At 54.9% G+C, this 24131-nt stretch carries 17 protein-coding genes and 1 pseudogene; 9 read left to right on the forward strand and 9 right to left on the reverse strand.

Features of this window, described 5'->3' with window-relative positions:
• Positions 1–42: 42 nt before the first annotated feature.
• From QQ91_RS18610 to QQ91_RS18625, 4 genes are all read left to right on the forward strand, one after another.
• Positions 43–432, forward strand: coding sequence for a hypothetical protein (locus QQ91_RS18610; RefSeq protein WP_166277215.1), 390 nt, complete (start codon positions 43–45; stop codon positions 430–432).
• Between the two features lie 156 nt (positions 433–588).
• The gene (locus QQ91_RS18615) at positions 589–1695 is read left to right on the forward strand and encodes a sensor histidine kinase (RefSeq protein ID WP_166277217.1); all 1107 of its coding nucleotides are present in this window, start codon (positions 589–591) and stop codon (positions 1693–1695) included.
• Between the two features lie 7 nt (positions 1696–1702).
• Positions 1703–3823, forward strand: a complete 2121-nt coding sequence (locus QQ91_RS18620) for a putative bifunctional diguanylate cyclase/phosphodiesterase (RefSeq protein WP_166277220.1) — start codon at positions 1703–1705, stop codon at positions 3821–3823.
• A 289-nt stretch (positions 3824–4112) separates the two neighbouring features.
• Entirely contained in the window at positions 4113–6914 is a 2802-nt protein-coding gene (locus tag QQ91_RS18625; protein ID WP_166277223.1) for a cation-translocating P-type ATPase, read from the forward strand.
• A gap of 28 nt (positions 6915–6942) precedes the next feature.
• Here QQ91_RS18625 and QQ91_RS18630 read toward each other — a convergent pair whose 3' ends face one another.
• From QQ91_RS18630 to QQ91_RS18640, 3 genes are all read right to left on the reverse strand, one after another.
• On the reverse strand, positions 6943–7662 hold the full coding sequence (locus tag QQ91_RS18630; RefSeq protein WP_236095955.1) for a hypothetical protein: 720 nt from the start codon (positions 7660–7662) through the stop codon (positions 6943–6945).
• 219 nt (positions 7663–7881) lie between these two features.
• Positions 7882–9807, reverse strand: a complete 1926-nt coding sequence (locus QQ91_RS18635) for a TIGR00271 membrane domain-containing protein (RefSeq protein ID WP_236095956.1) — start codon at positions 9805–9807, stop codon at positions 7882–7884.
• Positions 9808–10086: 279 nt separating this feature from the next.
• A complete protein-coding gene (locus QQ91_RS18640) occupies positions 10087–11394 on the reverse strand; it encodes an HlyD family efflux transporter periplasmic adaptor subunit (protein ID WP_166277229.1) in 1308 nt (435 codons plus the stop codon).
• Between the two features lie 252 nt (positions 11395–11646).
• Here QQ91_RS18640 and QQ91_RS18645 point away from each other — a divergent pair, with 252 nt between their 5' ends.
• The 3 genes and pseudogenes from QQ91_RS18645 to QQ91_RS18655 all read left to right on the forward strand — a co-directional run.
• Positions 11647–12294 (forward strand): TetR/AcrR family transcriptional regulator, encoded by a 648-nt coding sequence (locus tag QQ91_RS18645; RefSeq protein ID WP_250833405.1) that lies wholly within the window; start codon positions 11647–11649, stop codon positions 12292–12294.
• On the forward strand, positions 12291–13283 hold the full coding sequence (locus QQ91_RS18650; RefSeq protein WP_166277235.1) for a DMT family transporter: 993 nt from the start codon (positions 12291–12293) through the stop codon (positions 13281–13283). The genes QQ91_RS18645 and QQ91_RS18650 overlap by 4 nt, the downstream gene beginning before the upstream one ends.
• A 3-nt stretch (positions 13284–13286) precedes the next feature.
• Positions 13287–13523 (forward strand): annotated as a pseudogene (locus QQ91_RS18655) (RNA-guided endonuclease TnpB family protein); the annotation flags it as partial.
• 221 nt (positions 13524–13744) lie between these two features.
• Here the strand turns inward: QQ91_RS18655 and QQ91_RS18660 are convergent.
• Positions 13745–15010 carry a TPR domain-containing glycosyltransferase gene (locus tag QQ91_RS18660; RefSeq protein WP_201277186.1) on the reverse strand — a complete coding sequence of 422 codons (1266 nt, stop codon included), beginning with the start codon at positions 15008–15010 and terminating at the stop codon, positions 13745–13747.
• A gap of 98 nt (positions 15011–15108) precedes the next feature.
• Here QQ91_RS18660 and cysE point away from each other — a divergent pair, with 98 nt between their 5' ends.
• Positions 15109–15870, forward strand: a complete 762-nt coding sequence (gene cysE, locus QQ91_RS18665; protein WP_166277240.1) for a serine O-acetyltransferase — start codon at positions 15109–15111, stop codon at positions 15868–15870.
• A gap of 30 nt (positions 15871–15900) precedes the next feature.
• Here the strand turns inward: cysE and QQ91_RS18670 are convergent, their stop codons facing one another.
• The 4 genes from QQ91_RS18670 to QQ91_RS18685 form a co-directional block, all read right to left on the reverse strand.
• The gene (locus QQ91_RS18670) at positions 15901–16479 is read right to left on the reverse strand and encodes a DUF2854 domain-containing protein (protein WP_166277243.1); all 579 of its coding nucleotides are present in this window, start codon (positions 16477–16479) and stop codon (positions 15901–15903) included.
• Positions 16480–16554: 75 nt separating this feature from the next.
• The gene (locus QQ91_RS18675; protein ID WP_166277246.1) at positions 16555–17046 is read right to left on the reverse strand and encodes a YajQ family cyclic di-GMP-binding protein; all 492 of its coding nucleotides are present in this window, start codon (positions 17044–17046) and stop codon (positions 16555–16557) included.
• Positions 17047–17284: 238 nt separating this feature from the next.
• Complete coding sequence (locus QQ91_RS18680) at positions 17285–18577, reverse strand: ABC transporter substrate-binding protein (protein WP_166277249.1); 1293 nt, start codon at positions 18575–18577, stop codon at positions 17285–17287.
• Between the two features lie 98 nt (positions 18578–18675).
• Positions 18676–19323 (reverse strand): SOS response-associated peptidase, encoded by a 648-nt coding sequence (locus tag QQ91_RS18685; RefSeq protein ID WP_166277253.1) that lies wholly within the window; start codon positions 19321–19323, stop codon positions 18676–18678.
• A gap of 243 nt (positions 19324–19566) precedes the next feature.
• Between QQ91_RS18685 and QQ91_RS18690 the strand changes: the two genes are divergently transcribed.
• Positions 19567–21336, forward strand: a complete 1770-nt coding sequence (locus tag QQ91_RS18690) for a DEAD/DEAH box helicase (protein ID WP_166277256.1) — start codon at positions 19567–19569, stop codon at positions 21334–21336.
• Between the two features lie 82 nt (positions 21337–21418).
• Here QQ91_RS18690 and QQ91_RS18695 read toward each other — a convergent pair whose 3' ends face one another.
• On the reverse strand, positions 21419–23770 hold the full coding sequence (locus QQ91_RS18695) for a cartilage acidic protein (protein ID WP_166277259.1): 2352 nt from the start codon (positions 23768–23770) through the stop codon (positions 21419–21421).
• Positions 23771–24131 lie beyond the last annotated feature (361 nt).

The raw sequence follows: 24131 nt of genomic DNA on the forward strand, positions 1-24131 counted from the left end.
TAGGATTGCTAGGACGACCTTGCAACGCGGGATAAAAATTCGATGGGACAGTACGAGCGCCTGATGCTGATGGCTCAAGACGAGCTAACCCAGTACAGCACCGATGCGCGCAAAATAGAAAGGCTACGTCAAAAAATAGGCCTCTCGGTGCCCCCGGTTGAGCAGCGCCAGATCAAAGCGCAGCTTGAGGCAGAACTACCCACCGGTGGTCTGATGAAGCTGCTGGAAACCCAGCGCCAAACCGTCGCGCTTCCCTTTTGGGGGATTGCCGGGCTGGGGATGCTGCTGGGAATTTCCATGCTTCAGCCCCTGGATTTTCTGGCCACCCTGCTGGGTGGGGCGATCGCCATCTATCTGCAGCGCCTAGGATGGAGCCTGGAGGCCAAACGCCTGCTGCTCAATACCTTGATGGACCTGGATAGTTCTGCTTAAGTCGATCCCCATTCCCTAGACTCGTTTCTGGTTTGTACGAGGAGCCGGGGCTGTTCAGCCCCGGTTTTTCCGATCTTATTGCTAGGATAAACTCAATTCCTGCGGCATAAATCACTTTTCTCAGATAAAAATGTCAAATTTAGCAAAGCAGCCCTGATGTATTCCGATCTTGTCTCAATTTTGGTCGCCTCCAGTTATATTCCCCATGGGCATTGCTACCTCTGGGATCCAGCTCTGGTTTGGCTCCATGTTCTCTCAGATGGGCTGATTGGCTGTTCTTATTTTTCCATTCCCATGGCGCTGGTTTATTTTGTCCGGCAGCGAAAAGACGTCCCCTATCCCTGGATTTTCTTTTTGTTTGGGGCCTTTATTACCGCCTGCGGGATCACCCATTTATTCTCAATCTGGACCCTGTGGTCTCCCAACTATTGGCTGTCCGGATTAGTGAAAAGCGGCACGGCCTTAATCTCCCTGGCCACCGCTTTTAGCCTGATTCCCGTGATTCCTGGGGCCTTATCGCTTCCGAGTCAATCGGAACTTCTCCAATCTAAGGCTGAACTTGAGCAGCGAGTGTCCGAACGAACTCAGGCCCTGGAAACTTCGCTGGCGGAAAAGAATTCGATGTTGAAGGAAGTTCATCATCGGGTAAAAAATAACTTGCAAATCATCAGTAGCCTGTTGAGTTTGCAATCCTTTGCTAACGAAAATACCGCTGTCAAAAGTCTGATGGAGGACTGTCAGCATCGAATCCTTTCCATGGCGCTAATCCATGAAAAGCTCTATCGATCCAAAGACTTAGCCAGTATCGATATGGCGGAATATCTGCGAGATTTTTTAGAGCAGATATTTGCGGCCTATCGCGTTAACTTACCCCAGGTTCGTTTCTGTTTAAATTCAGAGGATATTGCCCTTGATATCGACGCGGCAATCCCCTGTGGGCTGATCGTGAATGAACTGTTTTCTAACGCCCTGAAGCATGCCTTTGTGGGCCGAGACCAGGGAAGAATCACGGTTAATTTTTTTCGGCTGCCAGAGACAACCTGCGTGCTGCAAATTTTAGATGATGGAGTCGGAATGCGCACAGACATTGACTGGCAAGCGACTCGAACTCTAGGTTTAGCCATGGTGAAGGGCTTGGCTCAACAAATCTCTGGGACTATTTCAGCCATGGAGGGGGAAGGAACCGGCTTTGAAATTATCTTTCCGGCTCCGAAGGCTAACAAACTGAGTTCATTACACACAGGGGCCGTCGTGGCAGGGTGAGGTTGGAATGGTGTATGTCGGTGAGCAATCCCAGATTAATGTTCTTGTGGTTGAGGACGAGGCCATTGTGGCCCTGGATTTACAGCGCCGCCTGGAGCGACTTGGATATCAGGTTCCTCATATTTTTGCATCGGGGCATGACGTGCTCGACCGTCTGGCTCAGCTTCAGTGTGATCTCGTGCTGATGGATATTCGCCTTCCCGGTGAGCTCAATGGGATTGAGACTGCGGAGCGCATTCAGCAACAGCGCAATATTCCGATTATTTTTCTGACGGCCTTTACTGACCCGGAAACGATTGAGCAGGCCCGACGCCTTGAGCCAGTGGGATATCTGGTGAAACCCTTTAGTGAGCCGAGCTTGAACTCCACGATCCAGGTGGGGCTGTATCGGCATCAGATGCGGCTTGCCCTCCAGTCCCAGAAGGCCCGCCTCAAAACGATTCTCGACAGCATCTCCGATGCCGTGGTGGCCACCGATTCCGAGGGACGCATTACCTTTATGAATCCGGTGGCAGAGACCTTAACAGCCTGGATGCAGCATCAGGCCGAGGGCTACCCGATTGATCAGGTCATTCAATGTTTTCAGCATGGACCCAATGCGGAGGAGATCCCTGTTCCCAATCCTGCCTTGGAGGCTCTGGTGAGCGGGACCCCCGTGTCTTTACCTGAGGATGTGGTCTTGCGCAACCGCGCACAAAAGAACATTCCCATTGACGATAGCGCGGCTCCGATTCTGGAGCCGGATGGCCGAATTTCCGGCGCTGTCATGGTGTTTCGAGATATTTCAGAGCGCATCCAATACCGTAAACAGTTGCTTCACCGGGCCCTGTACGACCCACTCACGGGGTTGCCGAACCGGGAGTTGCTCCTCAATCGCCTGGAACAGGCCATGGTGCGCTTCGTTCGATACCCGGCAGATGGCTATGCGCTGCTGTTTATCGATCTTGATCGCTTTAAGGCGGTCAATGATGGATTTGGGCATCTGGCGGGCGATGATCTGCTCAAGCAGGTGGGTGAACGGTTACAGCGCTGTTTGCGTCCCTCCGATACGGTGGCCCGCCTGGGTGGGGATGAATTTGCGGCGCTGCTGGAGCATGCGGCGGATCTGACGCAGGTGCGCACTGTGGCAGCTCGGATTTTGCAAACCCTGGGTGATCCCTTTGGATACCGTGGCCAGCAATTTTACGTTTCTGCCAGCATTGGCATTGTCTATGGAGAAACTGCCTACCGACATCCGCAGGATGTGATCCGAGATGCAGATATTGCCATGTACCATGCTAAAACCTCCGGAAAAGGGCGCTATACCATTTTTAATAGTCAGATGAAGTCTCAACTGCTTCAGCGCGTCCGCTTGGAAAACGATCTCCGCCAGGCCCTGGCCAATCAGGAGCTGGGCATTCGATATCAGCCGATTGTGGCCTTGGCGTCTCGAAGGGTGGTGGGGTTTGAGGCGCTGATGCAATGGCATCATCCCACCGAGGGGATAATTGCCCCGGATCGCTTTATTCCGCTAGCTGAAGAGCTGGGGCTGATTCAAGATCTCGATCTGTGGATTTTACGCCAGGCTTGTGCTCAACTGCAGAGGTGGCGGGATGATTTTCCCGACTGTGGTCCGCTCACGGTGAGCGTGAATTTTTCAGGCAAAATTTTTAGCCACGCCCACTGCTTTGAAACCATTACGCAAATTTTCAAGGAGACTCAATTGCCGCCGAGTGCCCTGGTGATTGAAATCACTGAGAGCATCCTCATTGAGCATTCGGAGGCCGCAGAGCAACTGTTGGAGAACCTGAAATGTTTAGGAGTGGAGATTCACCTGGACGACTTTGGCACCGGATATTCTTCCTTGAGCTATCTGCACCACTTTCCCATTGATGCCCTCAAAATTGATCGCTCCTTTGTCGACATCCTTTCCCAGGATGAACAGCATTCCTTTTTAATTAGCACGATTGTGACCCTGGCCCATGCCATGGATCTGCCCGCCATCGCTGAGGGGATTGAAACCCAAGATCAGTACGACATGATTCAGGCCCTCGGGTGCGATTTGGGTCAAGGGTATCTTTTCCATCGACCCCAGAGTCCGGCTCAAATTTCAGCACTGTTGCGATCGCTGACCCCAGCGACCGAATGATTGCCGGTCTCTGTGAACCCAGGGGTCCCGGTTGCACCCGATCCCCTCAAACTGGCAAGTCTCGGAGTTTAGAGACCTACAATGGAGGGTGGCTGGCTCCCGAATTGTATCCTGGGTGGGGCAGTCCCCATGTTTGCTCCTCGGGTCTGCGGCCTCTGGTTGGGGGGTCGGGAGTGGATCATGGGGGACATCTGAGCCTACCCTCTAGGCTGGGCGGGTCGCCCTTGGCCCCGTTGCCCTGGGTCCAGTGGCAGCGGCCACTGTTTCTTTTTCATCGCTTGTGTTTCCTATGAAGTCCCCGCTCCGTTCTCCCGCTGCGATAGACTGGCATGCCTTGACTGTGCCAGAGGCGGTGGCGGCCCTCGATAGCGATCTTCATCAGGGACTGCCTCTGGATCGGGTGCAGCAGCGGCGTCAACAGTATGGGCCAAACGAGCTGGAAGAGGCGGTGGGGCGATCGCCGCTGGCTATTTGGCTCGATCAGTTCAAAAACATCATGCTGCTGATGTTGATTGCGGTGGCCCTGATCTCGGCCGGCCTGGATTTGCGCGATCAGCAGTTTCCCAAGGATGCCATTGCAATTTTTATCATTATTTTCCTGAATGCCTGGTTGGGGTACGTGCAGGAAAGTCGAGCTGAAAAGGCCCTGGCGGCCCTCAAGCAGATGACCTCGCCCCAGGTGCGGGTAATTCGCGGGGGGCAAGATATTGAGGTGAACGCGAAGGAGTTGGTACCGGGAGATCTGATCCATCTGGAGGCAGGGGTTACCGTGCCAGCCGATGGACGCCTGATTAGCGCCAACCATTTGGAGCTGCGCGAGTCGGCCTTGACGGGGGAGGCGGCGGTGGTCCGCAAGCGATGCGACCAAACCCTGCCCGAAGCAACGGTGCTGGGCGATCGCATCAATCTGGTGTTCCAGGGAACTGAGGTGGTCCAGGGTCGAGGGGTGGCGCTGGTGACCGCCATTGGAATGCAAACCGAACTGGGCCACATTGCCGAAATGTTGCAAACTGTGGAAGCAGAACCCACACCGCTTCAGCAGCGGATGACCCAGTTGGGCAATGCGTTGGTGGGCGGATCGCTAACCCTGGTGGTGCTGGTGGTCATGGGGGGAATTTGGCAGACTGGCAACCTGGGCCTCATCGATGAGCTGCTGGAGATCTCCTTGAGTATGGCGGTGGCGGTGGTGCCGGAGGGCTTGCCCGCTGTGATTACGGTAACCCTGGCCCTGGGCACCCAGCGCATGGTGCGCCGTCAGGCCCTGATTCGCAAGCTTCCCGCCGTAGAAACTCTGGGATCTGTCACCACCATCTGTTCCGATAAGACGGGCACCCTCACCCAAAATAAAATGGTTGTGCAGCGATTGCAGCTGGCGGGAAAAGCCGTGCAGGTGACCGGCAATGGCTACGATCCTCGCGGCGAATTTCTCGATCACACCTATGCCTTTAAACCAGAGCGTCACCCAGATTTAATGCGGTTGCTGGTGACTGGTGCCCTCTGCAACGATGCCGCGCTGCAAAAAGAGGCGGGGGATTGGTCCATCCTGGGTGATCCCACCGAAGGCGCCCTGCTGGTGCTCGCCCGCAAGGCCGGGTTTGATCCCCAGCAGTGGAACAGTGCCTTTGCACGCCAGGCTGAAATTCCCTTTTCCTCAGAACGCAAGCGGATGAGTGTTCTCTGTGCCACCCATGCTGCGGATCCGCAGCTCCAGGCCCTCTTTCCCCAGGACTATGCCCAGTTTATTAAGGGTTCACCGGAACTGGTGCTAGAGCGCAGCACCCGTATCCAGGTGGGCGATCGCATTAAGCCCCTTACCCAGGCGGATCGCCAGGCAATCCTGGCTCAAAATAACCAGTTAGCCAGTCAAGGCCTGCGCGTCCTGGGGTTGGCCTATGAGTCCCTGCATCGGCTGCCACCGCTGGATGATCCCGCCTGGGAAAGTGAGGCCTTAATCTGGCTGGGACTGGTGGGGATGTTAGATGCCCCCCGCTCGGAGGCCAAGGCTGCGGTGGCTCTCTGCCAAGCGGCGGGGATTCGTCCGGTGATGATTACCGGTGACCATCAGCTCACCGCCATGGCCATTGCCCGGTCCCTGGGAATTGCCCGGGAGGGAGAACCGGTCCTCAATGGTCACGATTTAGAACAGCTTTCACCAGAGGAACTAGAGCAGCAGGTGGACTGCGTTAATGTCTATGCTCGGGTTGCCCCCGAACATAAGCTGCGAATCGTTCGGGCCTTGCAGCGCCATCGAGCGGTGGTCGCGATGACCGGAGACGGGGTCAATGATGCCCCCGCCCTTAAACAGGCCGATATTGGCATTGCCATGGGCATCACGGGCACAGATGTAAGCAAGGAGGCCAGCGATATGGTGCTCCTCGACGATAATTTTGCGACAATCGTGGCGGCGACGGAGGAGGGACGCGTTATTTACAGCAATATTCGCCGCTTTATCAAGTATATTTTAGGCAGCAACATTGGCGAAGTCTTTACCATTGCCGCGGCTCCTCTCCTCGGCCTCGGCACGGTTCCCCTCACCCCGCTACAAATCCTCTGGATGAACTTGGTGACCGATGGTCTCCCGGCCCTGGCCTTGGCGATGGAGCCCGCCGAGGATGGGGTGATGCAGCGACCGCCACACCATCCGCGTGAGAGTATTTTCGCCCGCGGCCTAGGGTTTTACATGATTCGCATTGGGATTGTTCTGTCAATTTTAACGATTACCCTGATGAGCTGGGCCTTTCGCTACACTCAATCACCGGGGTATACCGGTGACCCCGAAAATTGGAAAACCATGGTGTTTACGACCCTCTGTCTGGCCCAAATGGGCCATGCCCTGGCGGTGCGCTCAGCCACCCGGATGACAATTCAAATTAACTTTTGGAGTAACCCCTATCTCATCGGGGCCATTGCCTTGACCACGCTACTGCAGATGTGTTTGCTGTACATTCCGCCGGTGCAGCAATTTTTTGGCGTGCGACCTTTAAGTCTGATGGAGTTGGGAATTTGCTTTGGGGTGAGCACGCTGATGTTTGTCTGGGTCGAGCTGGAAAAGGGAGTTGTGTGTGCGGTGAAGGCCTGGCGACATCGTTGATGCTCATCCCTGGAGTCCTGGCGCGGGGCTATTGGAGGTTGAGCAGCAGCGCAAAGAGCCCGGTGCCGAGTACAAAGGCGGGAAAGTAGGTTTCGCGCTCTGGGGGAAGTTCGCGCTTGAGCACTTGTAGGATAATGCTGCCGGCCAGAAAAGACCAAATAATGGCAATCGCCGCCTCATTGAGGTCCGTGGCTCGTCCAAGGGCCATGCCCACCACCACCGCGGCGGCGAGGACCCAGCGACCTATGCCATCGTAGGGGACCCGATGGTGCTCCCGCAGATGCTCATCAATGACGAATAAATGCAGTCCCAGGGCAATAAACAGCAACAGACAGGAAAATAGGCTGTGATTGGAGAGATCTTGCAAGAGGTAACCCAAAATCCCGTTGATCAGGGCAAAGGAGAGCAGATGAATCCAAAAAAATGCTGTGGGTTCTGGAACTGCGGGATCGGCCAGCTTGAGGGCTATTTTATCCAGGCCGTAAAAGATCACTAACCCCAGGAGGGCCAGCAGATAAATATGGTTTTCCAGATAGGCGATCGCCGATAGCTTGGAATGCACCAGTGTTTCCTGGGCATGGCTCAGCTCTGGAAAAATCTCCAAAAATACGTAGCCTAGGGAGACGCCTCCGGCAAAGGATACCCAGCGATGGCGCGAGATAAACCGTTCACTGGGAAGCTGAGAGGCAAAGCCATGAATCAGGGCCAGACTCAGGGCCAGAATGATGCCCGGCCAGGTAATCATCATGGGTGATGCCCCGCAGGGTCCGGGGCGGAGGACGGTGTGGGGTGATGGTGATCCAGGAGACTCATCCTGGGTGGGCTCCAGGTAGCTAACCCTATGGCCACCGCTCCATGGGCCTCAATACCGATCGACAGTCCGGGATGCTTTGGGGTCGGGGGGGTCATGCTGGGGTCGGAAAGTCAATGTAACCGAGTATAGTGCAGGGGGGAGTCCGATCAATGTTTAGGAGGGATTGGGGTCGGGGCGATCTGCTTCCGGGGGTGGGGGCTCCGGCTGTTCCCTGGGATTGGGCGCATTCGGGGGCTTGATCTGGAGCACGAGCTGAACCTTGGGATTGCTGCCTTCTTCCTGAACCTCCGGGGGGCCAGAGACCTGAATACGATTGCGATCGATGCCTTCTACGAGGTTGAGATGATCCTGAATGGCCTCAATGCGAAGGTTTGCGAGGGGAAAGGGGGGATCTCCGTCGGACTCTGGCGAGGGGGGGGCCGCCTGTTCCGCAGGGGGAACTTGAGATCGGAGCAGCAGCTGCAGGTTTTCGTAGGTCTTAAGCTGCCCAGCAATGTTTCGCAGGGTTTGCTTTGCCGCGGGGGTTAAGGTGGTCTGTTCGGGGTTAAAGGAGAGATTTTGAAATTGACGAGGAATATGCTGCAAGCGGACTTGGGCTTGAGGCAGCTGCAGGCGCGAGCGGATATTGTCGCTAAGAAAATATTCTCCATCTGGGTCTAAGGGGCGATCGCTCAGGTAGGCAATCTCAACCGTGAGCCTGCTGCTGTCGTACAGGCGGATACCGTAGCCCAAAAGCTGGTGGGTTCCTGGGGGGAACTCCAGGGATTTGAGCGAGGCGGTGACCAGGGACCACAGTTCCGCCTGGGTTTCGGCCACGCTTTTGATATCTGGGGTTTCAGGTGTGGGTTGCCGGAAGGGGTTGAGCAAGCTGCTCGCGGAGGTGGGGATTTGGATAAGCTGCACGGAAATGTCCCCTTTGCGCTTATTGAGGCGATCGGCAAGTCGTTGGGCAAAGGTTTGTTCCTCGGCGGCGGTAAAGTCGCGTTTGGTAAACACACGCATTTTTACAAAGACCTTGGCATTCTCAACCGTGGTGTCCAGGGTGTCAATCTGGGCGCGTTCTTCCTCTTGCCCATCTTGCTGAACCTGTTTGGCAAAGCCATCCTCCCAGATACTCTGGATTTCGCTGTTAATAAAGTTTTGTCGTTGCCGGGTCAACACTTCGCTTTGGAGTTGACCCAGGGACTGGCCCAAGGGAAACATCAGGGCCAGGATAGGAATCAGCAGCACGATAAATCGGTTGCGCACCGACCCAATCACCTCCAGGCGGTTCATGCCAGGGAGGCTCTCAAACAGTCGCTGCATCCACTTGCTTTCGGGGTCGTTGCGGTGCCACTCTTCCGCCTGGCGCTTGATTAAGGGTGTATCGACGCGGATGATTAAAAACACCAGCATTGCCATCAGGGTGATGGCGGTGAGATTGGTGATGAACAGCAGGCCGCCCCCCGCCGCAATTCGCAGCCCAGCCAGACTTTGCAAGCTGACCCCCAAACCAATCCCATAGCCCACCACGCACAGCGGCGGCATGAGCGCCACGGCGATCGCCACTCCTGGAATGGAGGTCACCACCCCTTTGGCTTCCTTGGCCGTGGCGATGGTGCCCAGTGCCCCAGAAAACAAAGCAATGACCAGATCCAGTAAATTGGGCTCGGTGCGGGCTAAAATTTCGGCGGTTTGATCTTTAAAGGGCAAAATGGCAATCAGGATCATGGCAAATCCCACCGCCATGAAACAGCTGAGGCTCAGGCAGAGCAGCGCCCGGAGCGCAAAGACCAGATCTCCCACGGCAAACGCCATACCGGTGGCCAGGATAGGCCCCATGAGCGGAGAGATAAGCATTGCCCCAATGACGACGGCGGGGCTGTTCAAGGCCAGCCCCAGTGTGGCAATTCCCGCGGAAAAGAGCACCTGAAGCCAATAGCTAGAATCCCTCAGGCTCACGGACTTCAGCAGATCTTGGTAAATTTCCAGCTTGCGATTTTGATCAACGCCTAGGTTGAGCGCAAACCAGTGACGAATCATTCGGATGGGCCGGAACCGGAACTTATGATTCGAATTAGAAGAATTGGAGGAAGTCATGGGTCATCGGCGTAAATCCAATCGGTTCTGGCATGATCGGTTCTAGCATGATGGCATGGAGTCGGGAGAGCGGAGCTAGAAAGCCAGCCATAATTAAAGATTTTCCCATAGGTTTGCTCGTTCCTGGCTCCCTTAAACGTGCTCAGGAGGCTTTTGCAAATACTCGCTTCGCTCTGCTGTTCTCAGAACCTCTGCGGTGATGGGGTGCCCTAAGACCTCGCTGCAGGAAACGCCAAGACTGGGTAAGGGGCATCATCCCGTCAGAGGGGGCCTAGAGGCTCACAGCTCAATCGCCGCCTTGATTTGCAAATTCGTCAGGTTCTTCGCCAGGTCGCTAGAGGCTCGATCTAGCTGAATGTGAACCTCCACGATCCGCGCCTCTCTGGGGGCCGTTGGGTCTGCACTGATCCTGTTCGACGGCTGAATCTTGGTGTCCACCCGCTCCACGGTTCCGGTGAGATTCTGGTGAAGCGAGTCACTGGTCACCGTTGCGCGTTGACCCGGCTGAATCTTAAAAATATCGCTTTGATAAATCTCGGCGATCGCGTACATGTGATCGGTTTGGCCAATCTCAGCGATGCCCTCACGTCCAATCACTTCCCCTGGGCGCGTCAGAATTTCCAGGACCGTTCCATCCTGGGGCGATCGCACATAGGCTTCCTCCAGCTTCACCTCAGCCTGCTTCAAGGTGGCCTGGGCTTGCTCAACCTCCGCTTGGGCGGCGCGAATATCAACGGGGCGCACCTCTGCCACGCGATGAACATTCGCCTTGGCCTGGGCCAACTGCTGATCCCCAACCGCTTTCAGGGTGACCAGACGGGCCTTCGCGTCTTGAATTTGACGCTCGGCGGTGGCGGTGGTGCGTTCAATCGCCGCCTGGGCCTCACTCACCTGCTGCTGCGCAGTTTCATAGCTGAGCCGTTTGCCATCGCGCTGGGCATTGGACACGACCCCCTCGCCATAGAGGCGGTCGTAGCGCTCGTACTCTAGGGCCGCATTGCGAAAGGCTGCTTCTAAGCGTCGAAGCGTGGCATTTTGCTGGGCGAGATCCCCTTCATATTGAGTCTCCAGTCGAGTAATCAGCTCCCGCTGATCGGCTTCATTCCTGGCAATATCAGCCTTGATCTTGGCGATTTCCGTCAGTTGCGTATTCACCTCCCCAGTCCTGACCCCAGCCCGCACCTGGGCTAGCTTGGCCTGGGCCATGGCGACTTGACTTTTGGCCTCATCCACATCGGCCTGCAGGCGATCGCGGCTATCTAAAACGGCCACAATTTGCCCTTTGCGCAGGGTGTCGCCCTCCTTCACGCGCAGTTGCAGTACCCGGCTGCGTCCACCGGCCGCGGACGGTGCCGAGAGATTGACCACCTCGCCCTGGGGCTGCAGGCGACCCGGTGCCGTCACTGTCGCAATCAACGGCTCAGATTTCTTTTGAACCTCGGCATTGATGGCCGCGGTTTTGGAATAGTGCTGTAGGGCAAACAGTGATACCCCTCCCAGGGCAACGGCAAGGGTGGTGAGCAAAACACTCCAGCGGTATCGCTCTAGCTCTGGTTTGGGCCATTGATCCGTGGTGTCGTGAATCATGATTGCCTCCCCTGCACTCTCCCATTCATATCACACCATTCTGGGTGGCTCGATGCTGTAATATCCTACACGGATAATACTGAACTGTATAGTTTAGCTATAGTTTAGCTATGGACTGAAGCACACCCCAACGCAACCGATGCCCTTGCAATGCCATCGCATCCATGCCGGGGTGCCCCTGGCGGAAGGGAGACCTGTGGTGGGGTGGCTCAATCCCGCAAAGACACTTGGACGCTGAAAAAGAGAGGTAGGGTGGGAATCCAGGGAGTTCGTTCGCAGCGGCAGCTGTCTTCGGAAAAGACAGCTGCAATTTTGGCAGGGGCCATGCAGCAGTTTTTGCGGTATGGCTATGCCGGTAGCAGCATGGATCGCATTGCAGCGGCGGCGGGAGTGTCTAAGGCGACGGTGTACAGTCATTTTCGGGATAAGGAGGGGCTGTTTGCGGCCTTAATCCAGCAGATGGCTGTCGAAAAAATGGCCCTTATGGATCGTGAGCATTTTGGAGAAGGCAGTGCCCGAGAGTTGCTCCAGCGAATTCTGGCGCAGGGGGTTGGTCAGCTTGAAGAAGATGATGAATATGGCGCTTTTATCCGCTTGATCATTGGCGAATCTGGTCGCTTCCCGCAGCTAGCCAGACTATTTGTGGAAAATATTTCCAAACCTGGCGTCGACCGTCTCACGCAGCTTTTAGCGGCCCATCCACAGGTTCAATGTTCCGATCCCGAGGCTACGGCCCGGATTGTGATTGGGGCGGTTGTGCATTACAAATTAATCCAGGACATTCTGCATGGCAGAGACATTATGCCCCTTGAGAGCGATCGCATCATTCAGGCCCTGGTGAATTTAATCTGTGGCGCCCCCGCGCAGGTGTGGCCCTCCGCAGGGGGATCGAGGTCATGAGCCCCCCTTCTGAGGTTTCTCCTGCTGATCAGGCTTCTCTCCCGCGTCCCCTCACTGCAGTGACGGCGATCGCCGCTCTTTTCCTGGGCATTCTGGCGGTGTCCTTTGCCGCCATTTTTGTGCGCATCAGTGAACAAGATCTCGGTCCCTATGCCACGATTTCCCATCGCTTCTGGATTGCAGCTCTTGCCCTGAGCATCGGGCTGGGGGGGCAATCTTCTCTGGGCCAGAGCGTTTCCCTGGGACAATCCTTGGGGTCTTTGGGGCGATCGCAGTGGGGACTGCTGATCCTCGCGGGCTTGATTTCGGGGGTGGATTTGTGTGTTTGGGCCACTTCCCTGACGCAGACCAGCGTGGCGAATGCGGCGGTGCTGGGCAACTTAGCCCCCCTATTTACGGCCTTGGGCACCTGGCTGCTGTGGAAACAGCGCTTTGATCCACGCTTTCTGGTGGGGCTGGCAGTGGCCCTGGCGGGGGCACTCACCATTGGCCTCCAGGATTTTCAGCTGCTGCCAGGGCAGGTTCGCGGTGATGGACTTGCCCTGCTGTCTGCGGTCTTTTTTAGCGCCTATCTGCTGACGATCGAGCAGCTGCGATCGCGGTTAACGACGCCGCTCATTCTGCTGGTCTGTTCTGGGGTGGCGGCTCTGGTGAGCGGTGCGATTTCTCTGGGCCTAGAAGACCATTTTTGGCCCCAGTCGCCCTTGGGGTGGGGCGCGGTGATCGGGTTGGGTCTGATCAGTCAAACCCTGGGTCAGGGATTAGTGGCCTATAGCTTAAGTCAGCTGTCTTCGGGCTTGGTGTCTGTGACTTTTTTGCTGGAGCCTGTGGTTGCGGCAATCTTTGCCTGGATTTTATTTGGAGAATCGCTGGGCCTACTCAACGGGTTGGGATTTGCCCTCGTGATTGTAGGGGTCTATCTGGCCATCATGAGTCAGACGGAGCCTACCGGGACCTCCGCTAAGGCCGCGATCGCGGATGTCGAGTAGCGGCGCAAAGACTGGCTCGATTCTCGCAAGTCTCCGGTCAATGCTTGTTCAATTCGGCAAGCGTTTACCTTGCCAACGGATGCACCCTTCCCTGATTACCACGTTCAGGTAAAGCGGTTGACTGTGGCCAAGGCTGACTTCCCTAGGCTCAAGACTGTTAATGCTCAGGTGCTTCACCAGGTTATCCGAAAGCTGGAAGCGTCCTGGGAGTCGTGGCGGTTGAAGCGGTCGGGATTCCCTGTCAGTATCTCTTACTGTCTTGAATGTGGGTCAATCCAGCCAAGCGACAGGGCTGCGGCTCAAGTGATTTCCGTGGGCAACGGGGAATAGACAATGCCTGTGGAGGAGATGGGGCGGGGACTCGGGTTCCTCAGTCTAGCGGTCACCTGTTGAAGCAGGAAATCTTTAGGGCGACCCTAGGAATCTCTACTCTGTCCCTGAAAGGTCAGAGGGAGAGGATGTCAAAGCCCCAAATCTCGAACTCCGGATCGCAGGGTTTCAGCGGTTGTTGGATCTTGCTGTTCATAAAGCTGAATGGCTTGCTCAAAGGCGGTGCGACTCTCCGAAACTTTCCGCAGCTTAAACAGAGCCACCCCTAGATTTTGATAAGCTGCGGCATAGGTAGGATCTAGCTCAATGGCTTGCTGATAAGCTTTAGCCGCCTCCTGCAGGCGATTCAACGACTTCAGCGCCAGTCCTAAATTGTAGTGGGCGATCGCCACTCCCGGACAGAGGCGAATTACATGGCCCAAAAGCTGCATGGCTGGGGAGGCGGCACCGTGATCTAGGTAAAGGCACCCTAGATTCATGAAGGCGCCCACCTTCAGCAGATCGTCACAGTCCTGCGCAAGGGCAGTTTTGTAAGCCAGCTCCGTCTGTCGCCAGTCCTTTTGCCTGGCGTAAATCAACCCCAGATGATAGTTCAACTCATAGCGCACCGCTGCCTCAACGTTAGGCAGCGCAATCCCGCGCTGAATCAGGGCTAGGGCCTCACTCCAACGGTTTTGTTCGTAATAGAGCCCTCCCAGCTTGCTCAGCAGATAGGCATCCTCTGGGTGTTGTCGAAGGCCCTTTTCCAGCATCCGCTGGGCGCGCGCGAGTTTTTCTTTGCTTTGCAGCCGCTGCTGTTGATATCCCTCGTGGCGAAGGGCCAGCGTTGAAATCTGACCAATTTGCCAGTGCGGCTCTGCGCGTTGAATCGCAACGACGCTGTCATCCACCAGCTCATGATAGGGACGCTTGAAGGTCATCTGGGGATGATTGCGAAACAGGCGGGACACCAAGGAAATGGGCGTGCGCTGGGATCCGACTTCCTCGCGCAGGAGCTGAAACAGCAAAATATTCGGATCTTTAATCGCCTGTTTGATGGCGGGCACCGCGGCTGGGAGTAGTTCTTCATCGGCATCCAGCACCAGCACCCAGTCCCCTGTGACCTGCGCGAGGCTGTAATTGCGTGCCGCGGCAAAATCGTCACGCCAGACAAAGTCATAAATCCGAGCGCCAAAGGACCGGGCGATCGCTGCGGTCTCATCCTGAGATCCGGTATCAACCACAATCTGCTCATCGACCAGACCCTGAACGCTTTGTAAGCACCGTGCCAGCACAGCAGCTTCATCCCTAACAATCATGCACAGGCTCAGAGACATTTCGATAAAAGCACCTTCAAAAAACCCTGTCAGCGTAACTTTAAAGGGTTGGGCAGTGGTGGGCCAAAAGGTTTTGGGCAAAATCTTGCAGGGGTGCCTCCGGACCTCCACAAGATCCTGATGTGGGACAACCTCAAAAACGCTACCATAAAAAGTGGTGAATCCAAGGGAGACCGCCTGTGGTACTTGCAACCCTGAAAACCGACTTCCAGGTCATCTTTGAAAAAGACCCTGCTGCACGCAATGTGCTGGAGGTGATGTTTCTTTATCCGGGTTTACAGGCGATCGTGCTGCACCGGTTTGCTCACCTGCTCTACAACCTGAAGCTTCCCTTTATTCCGCGCTTAATTTCCCACATCTCCCGATTTATCACCGGAATTGAAATCCATCCGGGTGCCACCATCGGGCGTGGACTGTTCATTGACCATGGCATGGGGGTCGTTATCGGGGAAACCGCCATCATTGGCGATAACTGTTTGATTTATCAAGGGGTTACCCTGGGCGGTACAGGCAAAGAACTGGGCAAACGCCACCCCACCCTGCAAGATAACGTGGTGGTGGGCACCGGCGCCAAGGTGCTCGGCAATATTCAAATTGGAACTAATGTGCGCATTGGGGCTGGGTCCGTTGTGCTGCGAGATGTCCCTTCGGACTGCACGGTGGTGGGTGTGCCGGGCCGCGTCGTCTATCGTGAAGGCGCGAAGGTGAATCCCCTGGAGCATGGTAAGCTACCTGACTCGGAGGCGCAGGCAATTCGGTACTTACTCGATCGCATTGAAGTTCTAGAAAAGGAATTGGCTGAACTTAAAGACTCCACCCACCAGGAGCGCCGACCCGCTGCCGTCGCCTCCGTTGAGCAGCAGAGCTGTCGGCTACAGGATAAGGCGATTGAGCAATTTCTAGCCGGTTGTTCAGAGTTCTACGGCGATTCTTCGGTTTAGATTCTCTCAGACCGCGACACTGTCAGGCGACTAGGCGACACTGTCCTCGCTGGCCGGGGCTGCCTCTGGCGCGCTAATCAAAGCTAATCGCACCCGATCTTCGCCAAGGTCTTCTACTTCTGCCGTAATGCCTGGGCCAAAAAATGACTGGATTTTTTCCTGCTGCCCTTGCCACTTCTCAACGCTCACGAGCGGGCTATTAAATTCTAGGGCCAGGGCATAATGTCCGTGCCGATCTTCCTCATAGATCCCCGTCAGCTCTGGCAAAGCTTCCTTTTTATTACACAGACCCAGCCTGGCCAGAGCCACATCCAGGTGAATATCCTGGCCGTAGCGGTAGCGCGTCACATCTTTACGCACCTGATTTTGGGTAGGGGTTGCCTCTTTTTCCCGAAGCTGCTTCACTGCCTCCGGCGTAGGCTTGAGTATGGGTGCGGGTTTTAATTCCGCAATCTTAAAGGCCAACCCGCCTAAAAATAAAGGGATGCCGTAGAAAAAGCCAGCTAGATTTGCAGTGGCGTTTCCGGAAATGTAGGCAATGAGGCCCACCACCGATAAGATGCCGCCAACGATAAGACCGATTTTGGCCAGGGAGAAACGAGTAAGCATTGGATTTATATAGATGTGATCGATTTAGATAAAAAAGCCAACCCCAGTGAAGCAGGTGAAGTGGAGATCCATCCCCTAACGATAGTTGGTAAATTGCAGCGCCACGGGCCAATCGTCTTGCTGAATGCGTTGGATGACCTGCTGTAAATCGTCCTTGGATTTGGCCGAAACGCGCACTGCATCGCCTTGAATCGAGGACTGCACCTTTTTAAAGTCATCTCGAATAATCTTGGTGATTTTTTTGGCCAGTTCGCTTTCAATGCCGCGCTTGAGGTGAATGGTCTGCCGCACGCGATTGCCGCTCGCGGACTCAATTGGGCCGTAGTCAAAAATTTTCAAGGAAAGGTTCCGTTTCACGGCCTTCGTTTGCACGACGTTGTGCAGCGCGTCCAGGGTCAGCTCGCTGTTCGTTTCAATTTTGATCCCACCTTTGTCTAGCTCTAGCTTTGTTTTAGTATCCTTGAGGTCGTAGCGGGTTTTGATTTCTCGCTGGGCTTGATCGATCGCATTGACCAGCTCCTGATGATCAAAATCGCTGACAATATCAAAGGTAAAGTTAGAAGCCATAGGACAACAAGAATTCAACAAGATTGGCGCAACATGAGCGGATCGAGGCTATCAATTACGATCAACTTTCACTTCCCCGCTATCGTAAATCATTTTTTCAGCTCCCTTGGCAAACCGCCACTGGAAAACTCCAATCACGATCCCCAAAAACCATGCCCTAGAGGGTGAATCTAAGGCATGGCAAACGCTCAATTCTTTCGTGAGCAATCAATGATCCCAGTGTTGGCAAGAGCGCTCACTAGGCATCGGGCAGCACCTGATCCACAATATTAAGCTTACCGTCGGATTGCACTTCCCAAATGTCGTACACTCCCAGGACATCTCCGTTTTCATCAATATCCACGTTGCCGCTTGCTCCCTGGTAGTTGATGGTTTCACCGTCTCGCAGCAGCTTGAGTCCTTCACAAACATCCGTGACCTCTGTGCCGCTTCCCCCAGCGACCTCACGGATGTTGGCGGCGATCGCTTCGCCACTATTCGACTTTCCGGCTTCCGCCGCTAGGGCGAGAAGCATGGTGGCATCCCAGGCTTGGGGAGCATAGGCGGGTACCCCGCCGCCCTTCTTTTCCTGCCAAAGCTTAGAGAAGGCCTCAAGGGCTTTGCCGTCGGCACCGGGTACCGTCCCAATGGCGCCTTCGATGATGTACTTACCCTCCGTTGTTTTACCCACCTGCTCTGCAAATTCATCAGATTTGACGCCATCGGTGAGCATGATCTGTACCCCCTCGGTTAGACCTTGCTGGTAGGCAGTCTTTAACAGGATACTGCCCGTGTCGGCATAGAGGACGGCCACAACCGCATCGGGCTGACCGGAGAAGGCGGCCTTGGTCTCCGTATCAAAGGTGGTGGCCTTAGGATCGTATCGAGTTGGCTTGGCTTCGTTGACCACGGTGCCACCTAGGGCCTTAAAGGCCTTGATAAATTCCTGCTCAAAGCCTACGCCATAGTCGTTGTTAATCACGATGGTGGCAACGCGCTTCAATCCCTTCTCGCTTGCAAGCTTGGCCAGGGCACGGGCTTGATAGGTATCCGGAGGGGCCGTTCTGGCCCAATATCCATCAAAGTCTCCGTTTTGGGCCCGTTTGGTAAACTCAGGGCTGGTGCTGCCGGGGGAAACCATCATCACCTTATTGCGCCGAGCCACGTCCACCGCGGCCTGGGAGACACTGCTGGCAAAGGAGCCAACCACCCCGCCCACCTTGTCCACCTCGGTCAGCTTGGTCATGGCGTTATTGCCAGCATTGGGATCGGTTTGGTCGTCCTCTGTGACCAAGCCCACCGACTGACCGTTGACGCCCCCGCAGCTATTGATGGTTTCAATGGCAAGGGGAATCGAATCAATCATGGGCTGAGCCACGGAGGCTAAATCACCAGTGGCGGGAAGGAGCACGCCCAGCTTGAGACTGTCTGAACTTCCGGTTGACTCACTGCCGGGTAGCCCCCCTTCGCAGGCCCCCACAAACAGGGCCAGAAAGAGAAGCGCGCCGACTCGCTGTAGATAGCTGAGCGACAGACTGGGCCTATTTTTCATCCCTCAAACTCCTTGTAATGCTTTTGATATAGAAGATTTCAATGATTTTGATCGATTGCAGCATAGTCTAAGGGTTGTTCAATAGGCAAGAGACCGGATCAACTCTGGGGGTGAAGACAGGCTGCACTGTCATGATCGGGGCGATTTACCCAGCGACTCACAGGATAGGCCACCATCTGGGCTGGGCTGTAGGGCTGTAAAAAGGGGAGCAGCGCCTGGTGGGGCGTTTGGGGATCTAGCCATGAAGCATACTGCTGGGGATCGAGAATCAGGGGCATCCGGGGGTGAATGGGGGTCAGTAAGGCATTGGCCTCGGTTGTCAGGATGGTGCAGGTTTCAAGGCCCTGCCAGGATTCCCACAGACCTGCCAGCGCAAAAAGGCGATGGTCGACAAACTTAAAGTAGTAGGGCTGTTTTCCGGTGGTTTGGGTCTGCCATTCGTAAAAGCCGTCGGCTGGAAGCAAACAGCGTCGGTGTCGAAAGGCTGATCGGAAACTGGGTTTAGACGGGGCTGTCTCAGCGCGGGCATTGATCAGGCGTCGCCCAAGGGTGGGATCTTTGGCCCAACTGGGAATGAGACCCCATTGCATCAGGCGAAACTGACGAGGTTGGTCCGTGCCCTGGCAAATGACTCCCAGGGGCTGACCGGGGGCAATATTGAATCTTGGGGGTGGCACAGGGGCAACCTCAACGCCAAAGTGATCTGCGATCGCCTCCGGCTGGGTCAGGGTAAAGCGGCCACACATAAACAAATTGGTTCCCTTGCAATCCGAGGATTCTATCCTAGCCTGCGACGGTTGAGAGCTCAGGAGAAAGGTTGCACATCGGTAATCTCAACGCCTGTGTCGTATTTGCGCCCGAATATCTGCATCTTGAGTATCCGCCGGCGTCGACGTCACGACGTCAGAGGAACAGGAGGGGATCTGTCTGGATCGCCTATGCTAGAGAAAGTGCCAAATTTACGATCAGCGCCAAGCGCCTAGGGTTTTATGACTACACCTGAATCAGTGTCGACCTTTGCGGAGTTATCCCTGCACCGTGCAATCTTAAAAGCTGTCGACGAGGCGGGATATGAAACTCCCTCTCCTATTCAAGCCCAGGCCATTCCGCCCCTGCTCAATGGCGCAGACATTCTGGGCCAGGCGCAAACCGGGACCGGCAAGACCGCAGCCTACGCGCTGCCGCTGCTCAGTCGCCTTGATCTAAGCATCAATGCTCCCCAGATTTTGGTGCTGACCCCCACCCGTGAACTGGCAATCCAGGTGGCAGAAGCCATGCAGGGTTATGCCCGCCATCTGAACGGTTTTCATATTACGCCCATTTACGGAGGCCAGAGCATTGAAACACAGTTCCGACAGCTCAAGCGCGGGGCCCACGTGGTGGTTGGGTCGCCGGGCCGTCTCATTGACCATCTCCAGCGTAAGACGTTGAATTTAGACCATCTCACGGCAGTGGTGCTGGATGAAGCCGACGAAATGCTGCGGATGGGATTTATCGAAGATGTGGAGCATATTCTTTCGAAAACCCCCGAAAATCGACAGGTGGCGCTGCTATCGGCGACCATGCCTGCTGCCATTAAGCGAATTGCCCAGAAATACCTGAAAAACCCGGTTGAAATCAAGATTAAATCCAAAACGGCGACGGTTTCAACCATCAATCAGCGCTACTGGCAGGTGACCCACCTCCATAAAATTGACGCCCTCACGCGCATTCTAGAAGTCGAAGACTTTGAGGCCATGATTATTTTTGTGCGCACCAAAACCATGACGGTGGAATTAGTCGAACGGCTGGAGGCTCGGGGCTATTCCACCGCCGCCCTGAGTGGGGATATCAAGCAGTCTCTGCGGGAAAAAATTGTCGAGCGGCTGAAAAAGGGCAGTCTGGACATTGTGGTTGCCACGGATGTGGCGGCCCGCGGCCTGGATGTTGAGCGGATTAGCCATGTGGTGAACTACGATATTCCCTACGATACGGAAACCTATATCCATCGCATTGGTCGTACGGGACGAGCAGGACGCACGGGCGAGGCAATTTTGTTTATCTCGCCGCGGGAGAAACGCATGTTGCGATCCATTGAGCAGGCGACTCGCCAGCCCATTGCCCCCATGCAGCTGCCGACCCATGCCGATATTGCCGATCGCCGCATTGTCCAGTTCAAGGACAAAATTTCGGAAACCCTGGCGGAGCAGGATCTATCCTTTTTTACCGGGTTGGTGAATCGCTATCAGCAGGAGCATGGCGTTGATGCCCAGGAGGTAGCGGCGGCGCTGGCGTTCCTGGTCCAGCTTGAGCGACCGCTGCTGCCCCCAGAGCCTGAGGAGGTCAAGCGTCCGAAAAGTCAAAAGGAGGGCAAAGAGATCCCCAAGCGCCAAAAGAATAAGCCTGTCGGCAACCTAAAAATGGAGGCCTACCGCCTAGAGGTCGGCAGCGAGATTGGGGTACAGCCCAAAAATATTGTGGGGGCGATCGCCAACGAGGCTGGCTTAGAGAGCACCTATATTCAAGAGATTCAAATCTATGATCACTACAGCACAGTTGCCTTACCGGAGGGGATGCCGCCAGAGTTATTAAAGCATCTTCGCAAGGTGCGAATTTTTGGTGAGCCGCTGCAGCTCAGTCGCTTAGAAGGGGTAAACCGCAAGGGAAAATCCGTCAGCGGTAAAAAGCGCAAGAAGGCGGCCGCTACCGCTGCAGACCTTGCTCCTGGTGCTGGAAAGCCCAAGAAGAAAAACCGGAAAGAATCCTTAGTCAGTTCTTGACGAAGGGGGAGTGCTTAAGGGGCATCATTCCAGTTGCAACGCGGTCTTGATCTGCAGCAATGGTTGAGTCAGACCGTTTGGATTAAATGACCACGATATCGCTCGCCATGAGATCGCGCCTGCCTGTGAGACTGACCAACAGCTCTTTCTCTTGATTGCCCGTGCCGTCGATATCGTAGAACAAATTTCCAGCATTCTTATCGTAGATAAACCGATGGGCAGCACTGCTGGCTCCACTTCCCAAGGCAAACTGCGCTTCTGAGATCGGCCCGTTGGTTAATCCGCCTTGGAAATTGCTTCTCTTGACCTGAATTACATCAACGCCAGTTTCAAAGTCCGTGATGATATCTGCGCCATCTTGGAGACGATAAAATCGAAAGCGATCGCCTTGTTCTCCGCCCGTTAACGTGTCTTGGCCAGAACCGCCAATCAACAGGTCACGGCCCTTGCCCCCGTCCAGGGTGTCGTCCCCGGCATTGCCGCGAAGGGTGTCGTTCCCGTTATATCCGCGAATCAGGTCATTTCCGCCATTGCCCACCAGAATATCTCGACCTTCGCTCCCCAAAATGTCGTCATTTCCGGCCATTCCATGGCCTTCCTTGACCGTAATCCGCTGATTAATCGAGATCCCGCGCAGAATCTGCCGACGAATTCCACCCTCCCAGCGAATATCCACCTTGTCGATGGCGGTATCTTGACCCAAGCCAAAATGCACCACGGAGTCATTCTGGGCACGGTGATGCATCCCGCCATTCTGTTCTCGAATTTGCGTGCGGGTCTCACTGTTAAGAATAATCGTGGATCCGATCCCGTCTCGATTGGCGCGAGTGCCCTCCAGGCGGAGCTGGAACCAGTTGTTGTTGTTGCCCTGGTTTTCTAGAAGTTGATAAGGAGCGTCGTTGTAATAGCCCCGGGCAACATTCCCCTTGCCGTTGAAAAATGCGCCATTGGTGATGAATAAATCTAAAAATCCATCCTGATTGTGATCCACGGTGGTGACACTGTCTCCCAGACCCAGTCTGGTTCCCTTCGCACCCCAGGCATTCGGAATGGGCTTAAACGTACCGTCTCCTTGATTCTCCAAAAGCACATTGTCCAGGTTTCCGGCCACGCCCGTGGACAGCACGTAAATATCCTGGTAGCCGTCGTTATTAAAGTCTCCAGCCACGGCGCTGCGTCCCGCGGTAAGAGCCAGCACATCCTGCAGTCCGGCTTCCTGGCTCCGATCCACGAGCGTCCCATTCTCATTGAGAAACAGTTGATCGGTCCTTAGCTGATCCTCATTCCGGAATCCCACGGTTTGAGTGTTTCTAATGGTCTCGGTGGATTTCACGAAGGCATATTCCCGGCGGCGACTCTGTCCAGCCAAAAGAAGCTCCCAAGTTCCGTTGGTATGGTTGATATAAAAACCGTCAGCATTGACTGGCGGTGAACTGGGGTTGCTTAGCCGCGGGTCACTGGCATCCAGGGAAAATTCGTCGCCGGGTCGATTGATGGCATTGCCCCCGATAAAAATTTGTCCTCTAAAAAACGGCAGAGTGAAGGTAACCGTGCCGCTGGTTTGGAACTTCATGCCCAGCGGATTGTTGCGGCTGTTGAGGGTGTCGAAGTAGGCTCGCACTTCCCTTGGGCTGTCTTCCGTTAGGCCGTAGGGAAAGACCTGAGAGTCCTGCCCACGCCGGGTGACAAACAAATCCATCTTTTGATCGTTATTGAAATCAGCAACGATCGCGTCCTCAGCGCCGCTGATCCTGGCGTTCCCGAGAATCTGGTCAGTAATCGGTCTAAACTGACCCAAGTTGGGTTTGAACTCTAGGATTACTTCGCCCCCATCCACTAAAACTTCCGGGCGTCGATCTCCCGTGAGGTCCCCCAGAATGGCGTAACTGCTGGAGGGGATTGAGAACCCCACTTCTTCGTTGACAAGAACGAACTTTCTTTCCTTCGTCTTCTTATTCTGGGTCTGTCTAAAAATACCCGGTCCGACTCCATTTCCCGTAGGACCGTTCAGCAATAAATCTAAGTTTCCATCCCGGTCGTAGTCAAAAACGAGGGGGGTTCGTCCTTTCAAGGGCTGTGCCACCCCTATACTGACTCCTTCTTCCTGGAGCTGACTACCTTTGTTAACGTAGAACAGAGTTAGGCTGCCCCCATTGTCGTTGGCAACCTCTTGGATTAAATCGGCATCCCCATCATTATCAAAATCAAACCAAGACCCGCCGTGAATGTCGCCGACAATTTCGGAGCCAAACAGTTGCTTCGTTCTATTTCTAAAGATCCCACCTTCCTGAATCCATAAGGAAGCAAAGGCCTGGTGATTGGTGGTCCAAAGGGCGGGGGCAGCGCTGCCAGGAACAACATATCCCCAGAAAGCGCCGTAGCTTTCGCCCTGATATGGGATAGCCTCAAGAGTCTCAAACTGAATTGGGGACATTAACTCTATGTTATGAATCTATAGGTTTGGGTAAATAAAACTAGAAAAACCAGGTAGTTTGTGGATTCGCAAGACACTAGAGCTGCTTAAGCCTGGTTTTTTTTGAATTTGCTCGAATACAGCTGATGCTCCCCCGCTCAGCACTCCCAGTATAGCCAGACAGTTTTGTAGGTGCCAAGGAATTGATAGAAAATATTGCGCCCCACCGCCGCACTAAACCCACGAGAATATCACTCTACCGGGAGCGGAACCCTTGACCTGCGTCAGTCAGAAAAAAAGAAAGAAAGAAGTAGTTGACAAGAGTGGCTGTAGTTGTTAGGTTAGTAAAGCGCTCAAGAGAGGGAGACCTCAAAAAGAGACG

It is taken from the genome of Lyngbya confervoides BDU141951, assembly GCF_000817775.3.
GTDB classification, from domain to species: Bacteria; Cyanobacteriota; Cyanobacteriia; order Thermosynechococcales; family Thermosynechococcaceae; genus Lyngbya; species Lyngbya confervoides.

Bases quoted from the DNA above. Each gene is read 5' to 3' on its own strand.
- QQ91_RS18610 (WP_166277215.1), top strand. From the start codon at position 43: ATGGGACAGTACGAGCGCCTGATGCTGATGGCTCAAGACGAGCTAACC.
- QQ91_RS18615 (WP_166277217.1), top strand. From the start codon at position 589: ATGTATTCCGATCTTGTCTCAATTTTGGTCGCCTCCAGTTATATTCCC.
- QQ91_RS18620 (WP_166277220.1), top strand. From the start codon at position 1,703: ATGGTGTATGTCGGTGAGCAATCCCAGATTAATGTTCTTGTGGTTGAG.
- QQ91_RS18625 (WP_166277223.1), top strand. From the start codon at position 4,113: ATGAAGTCCCCGCTCCGTTCTCCCGCTGCGATAGACTGGCATGCCTTG.
- QQ91_RS18630 (WP_236095955.1), bottom strand. From the start codon at position 7,662: ATGATGATTACCTGGCCGGGCATCATTCTGGCCCTGAGTCTGGCCCTG.
- QQ91_RS18635 (WP_236095956.1), bottom strand. From the start codon at position 9,807: ATGACTTCCTCCAATTCTTCTAATTCGAATCATAAGTTCCGGTTCCGG.
- QQ91_RS18640 (WP_166277229.1), bottom strand. From the start codon at position 11,394: ATGATTCACGACACCACGGATCAATGGCCCAAACCAGAGCTAGAGCGA.
- QQ91_RS18650 (WP_166277235.1), top strand. From the start codon at position 12,291: ATGAGCCCCCCTTCTGAGGTTTCTCCTGCTGATCAGGCTTCTCTCCCG.
- QQ91_RS18670 (WP_166277243.1), bottom strand. From the start codon at position 16,479: ATGCTTACTCGTTTCTCCCTGGCCAAAATCGGTCTTATCGTTGGCGGC.
- QQ91_RS18675 (WP_166277246.1), bottom strand. From the start codon at position 17,046: ATGGCTTCTAACTTTACCTTTGATATTGTCAGCGATTTTGATCATCAG.
- QQ91_RS18680 (WP_166277249.1), bottom strand. From the start codon at position 18,577: ATGAAAAATAGGCCCAGTCTGTCGCTCAGCTATCTACAGCGAGTCGGC.
- QQ91_RS18685 (WP_166277253.1), bottom strand. From the start codon at position 19,323: ATGTGTGGCCGCTTTACCCTGACCCAGCCGGAGGCGATCGCAGATCAC.
- QQ91_RS18690 (WP_166277256.1), top strand. From the start codon at position 19,567: ATGACTACACCTGAATCAGTGTCGACCTTTGCGGAGTTATCCCTGCAC.
- QQ91_RS18695 (WP_166277259.1), bottom strand. From the start codon at position 23,770: ATGTCCCCAATTCAGTTTGAGACTCTTGAGGCTATCCCATATCAGGGC.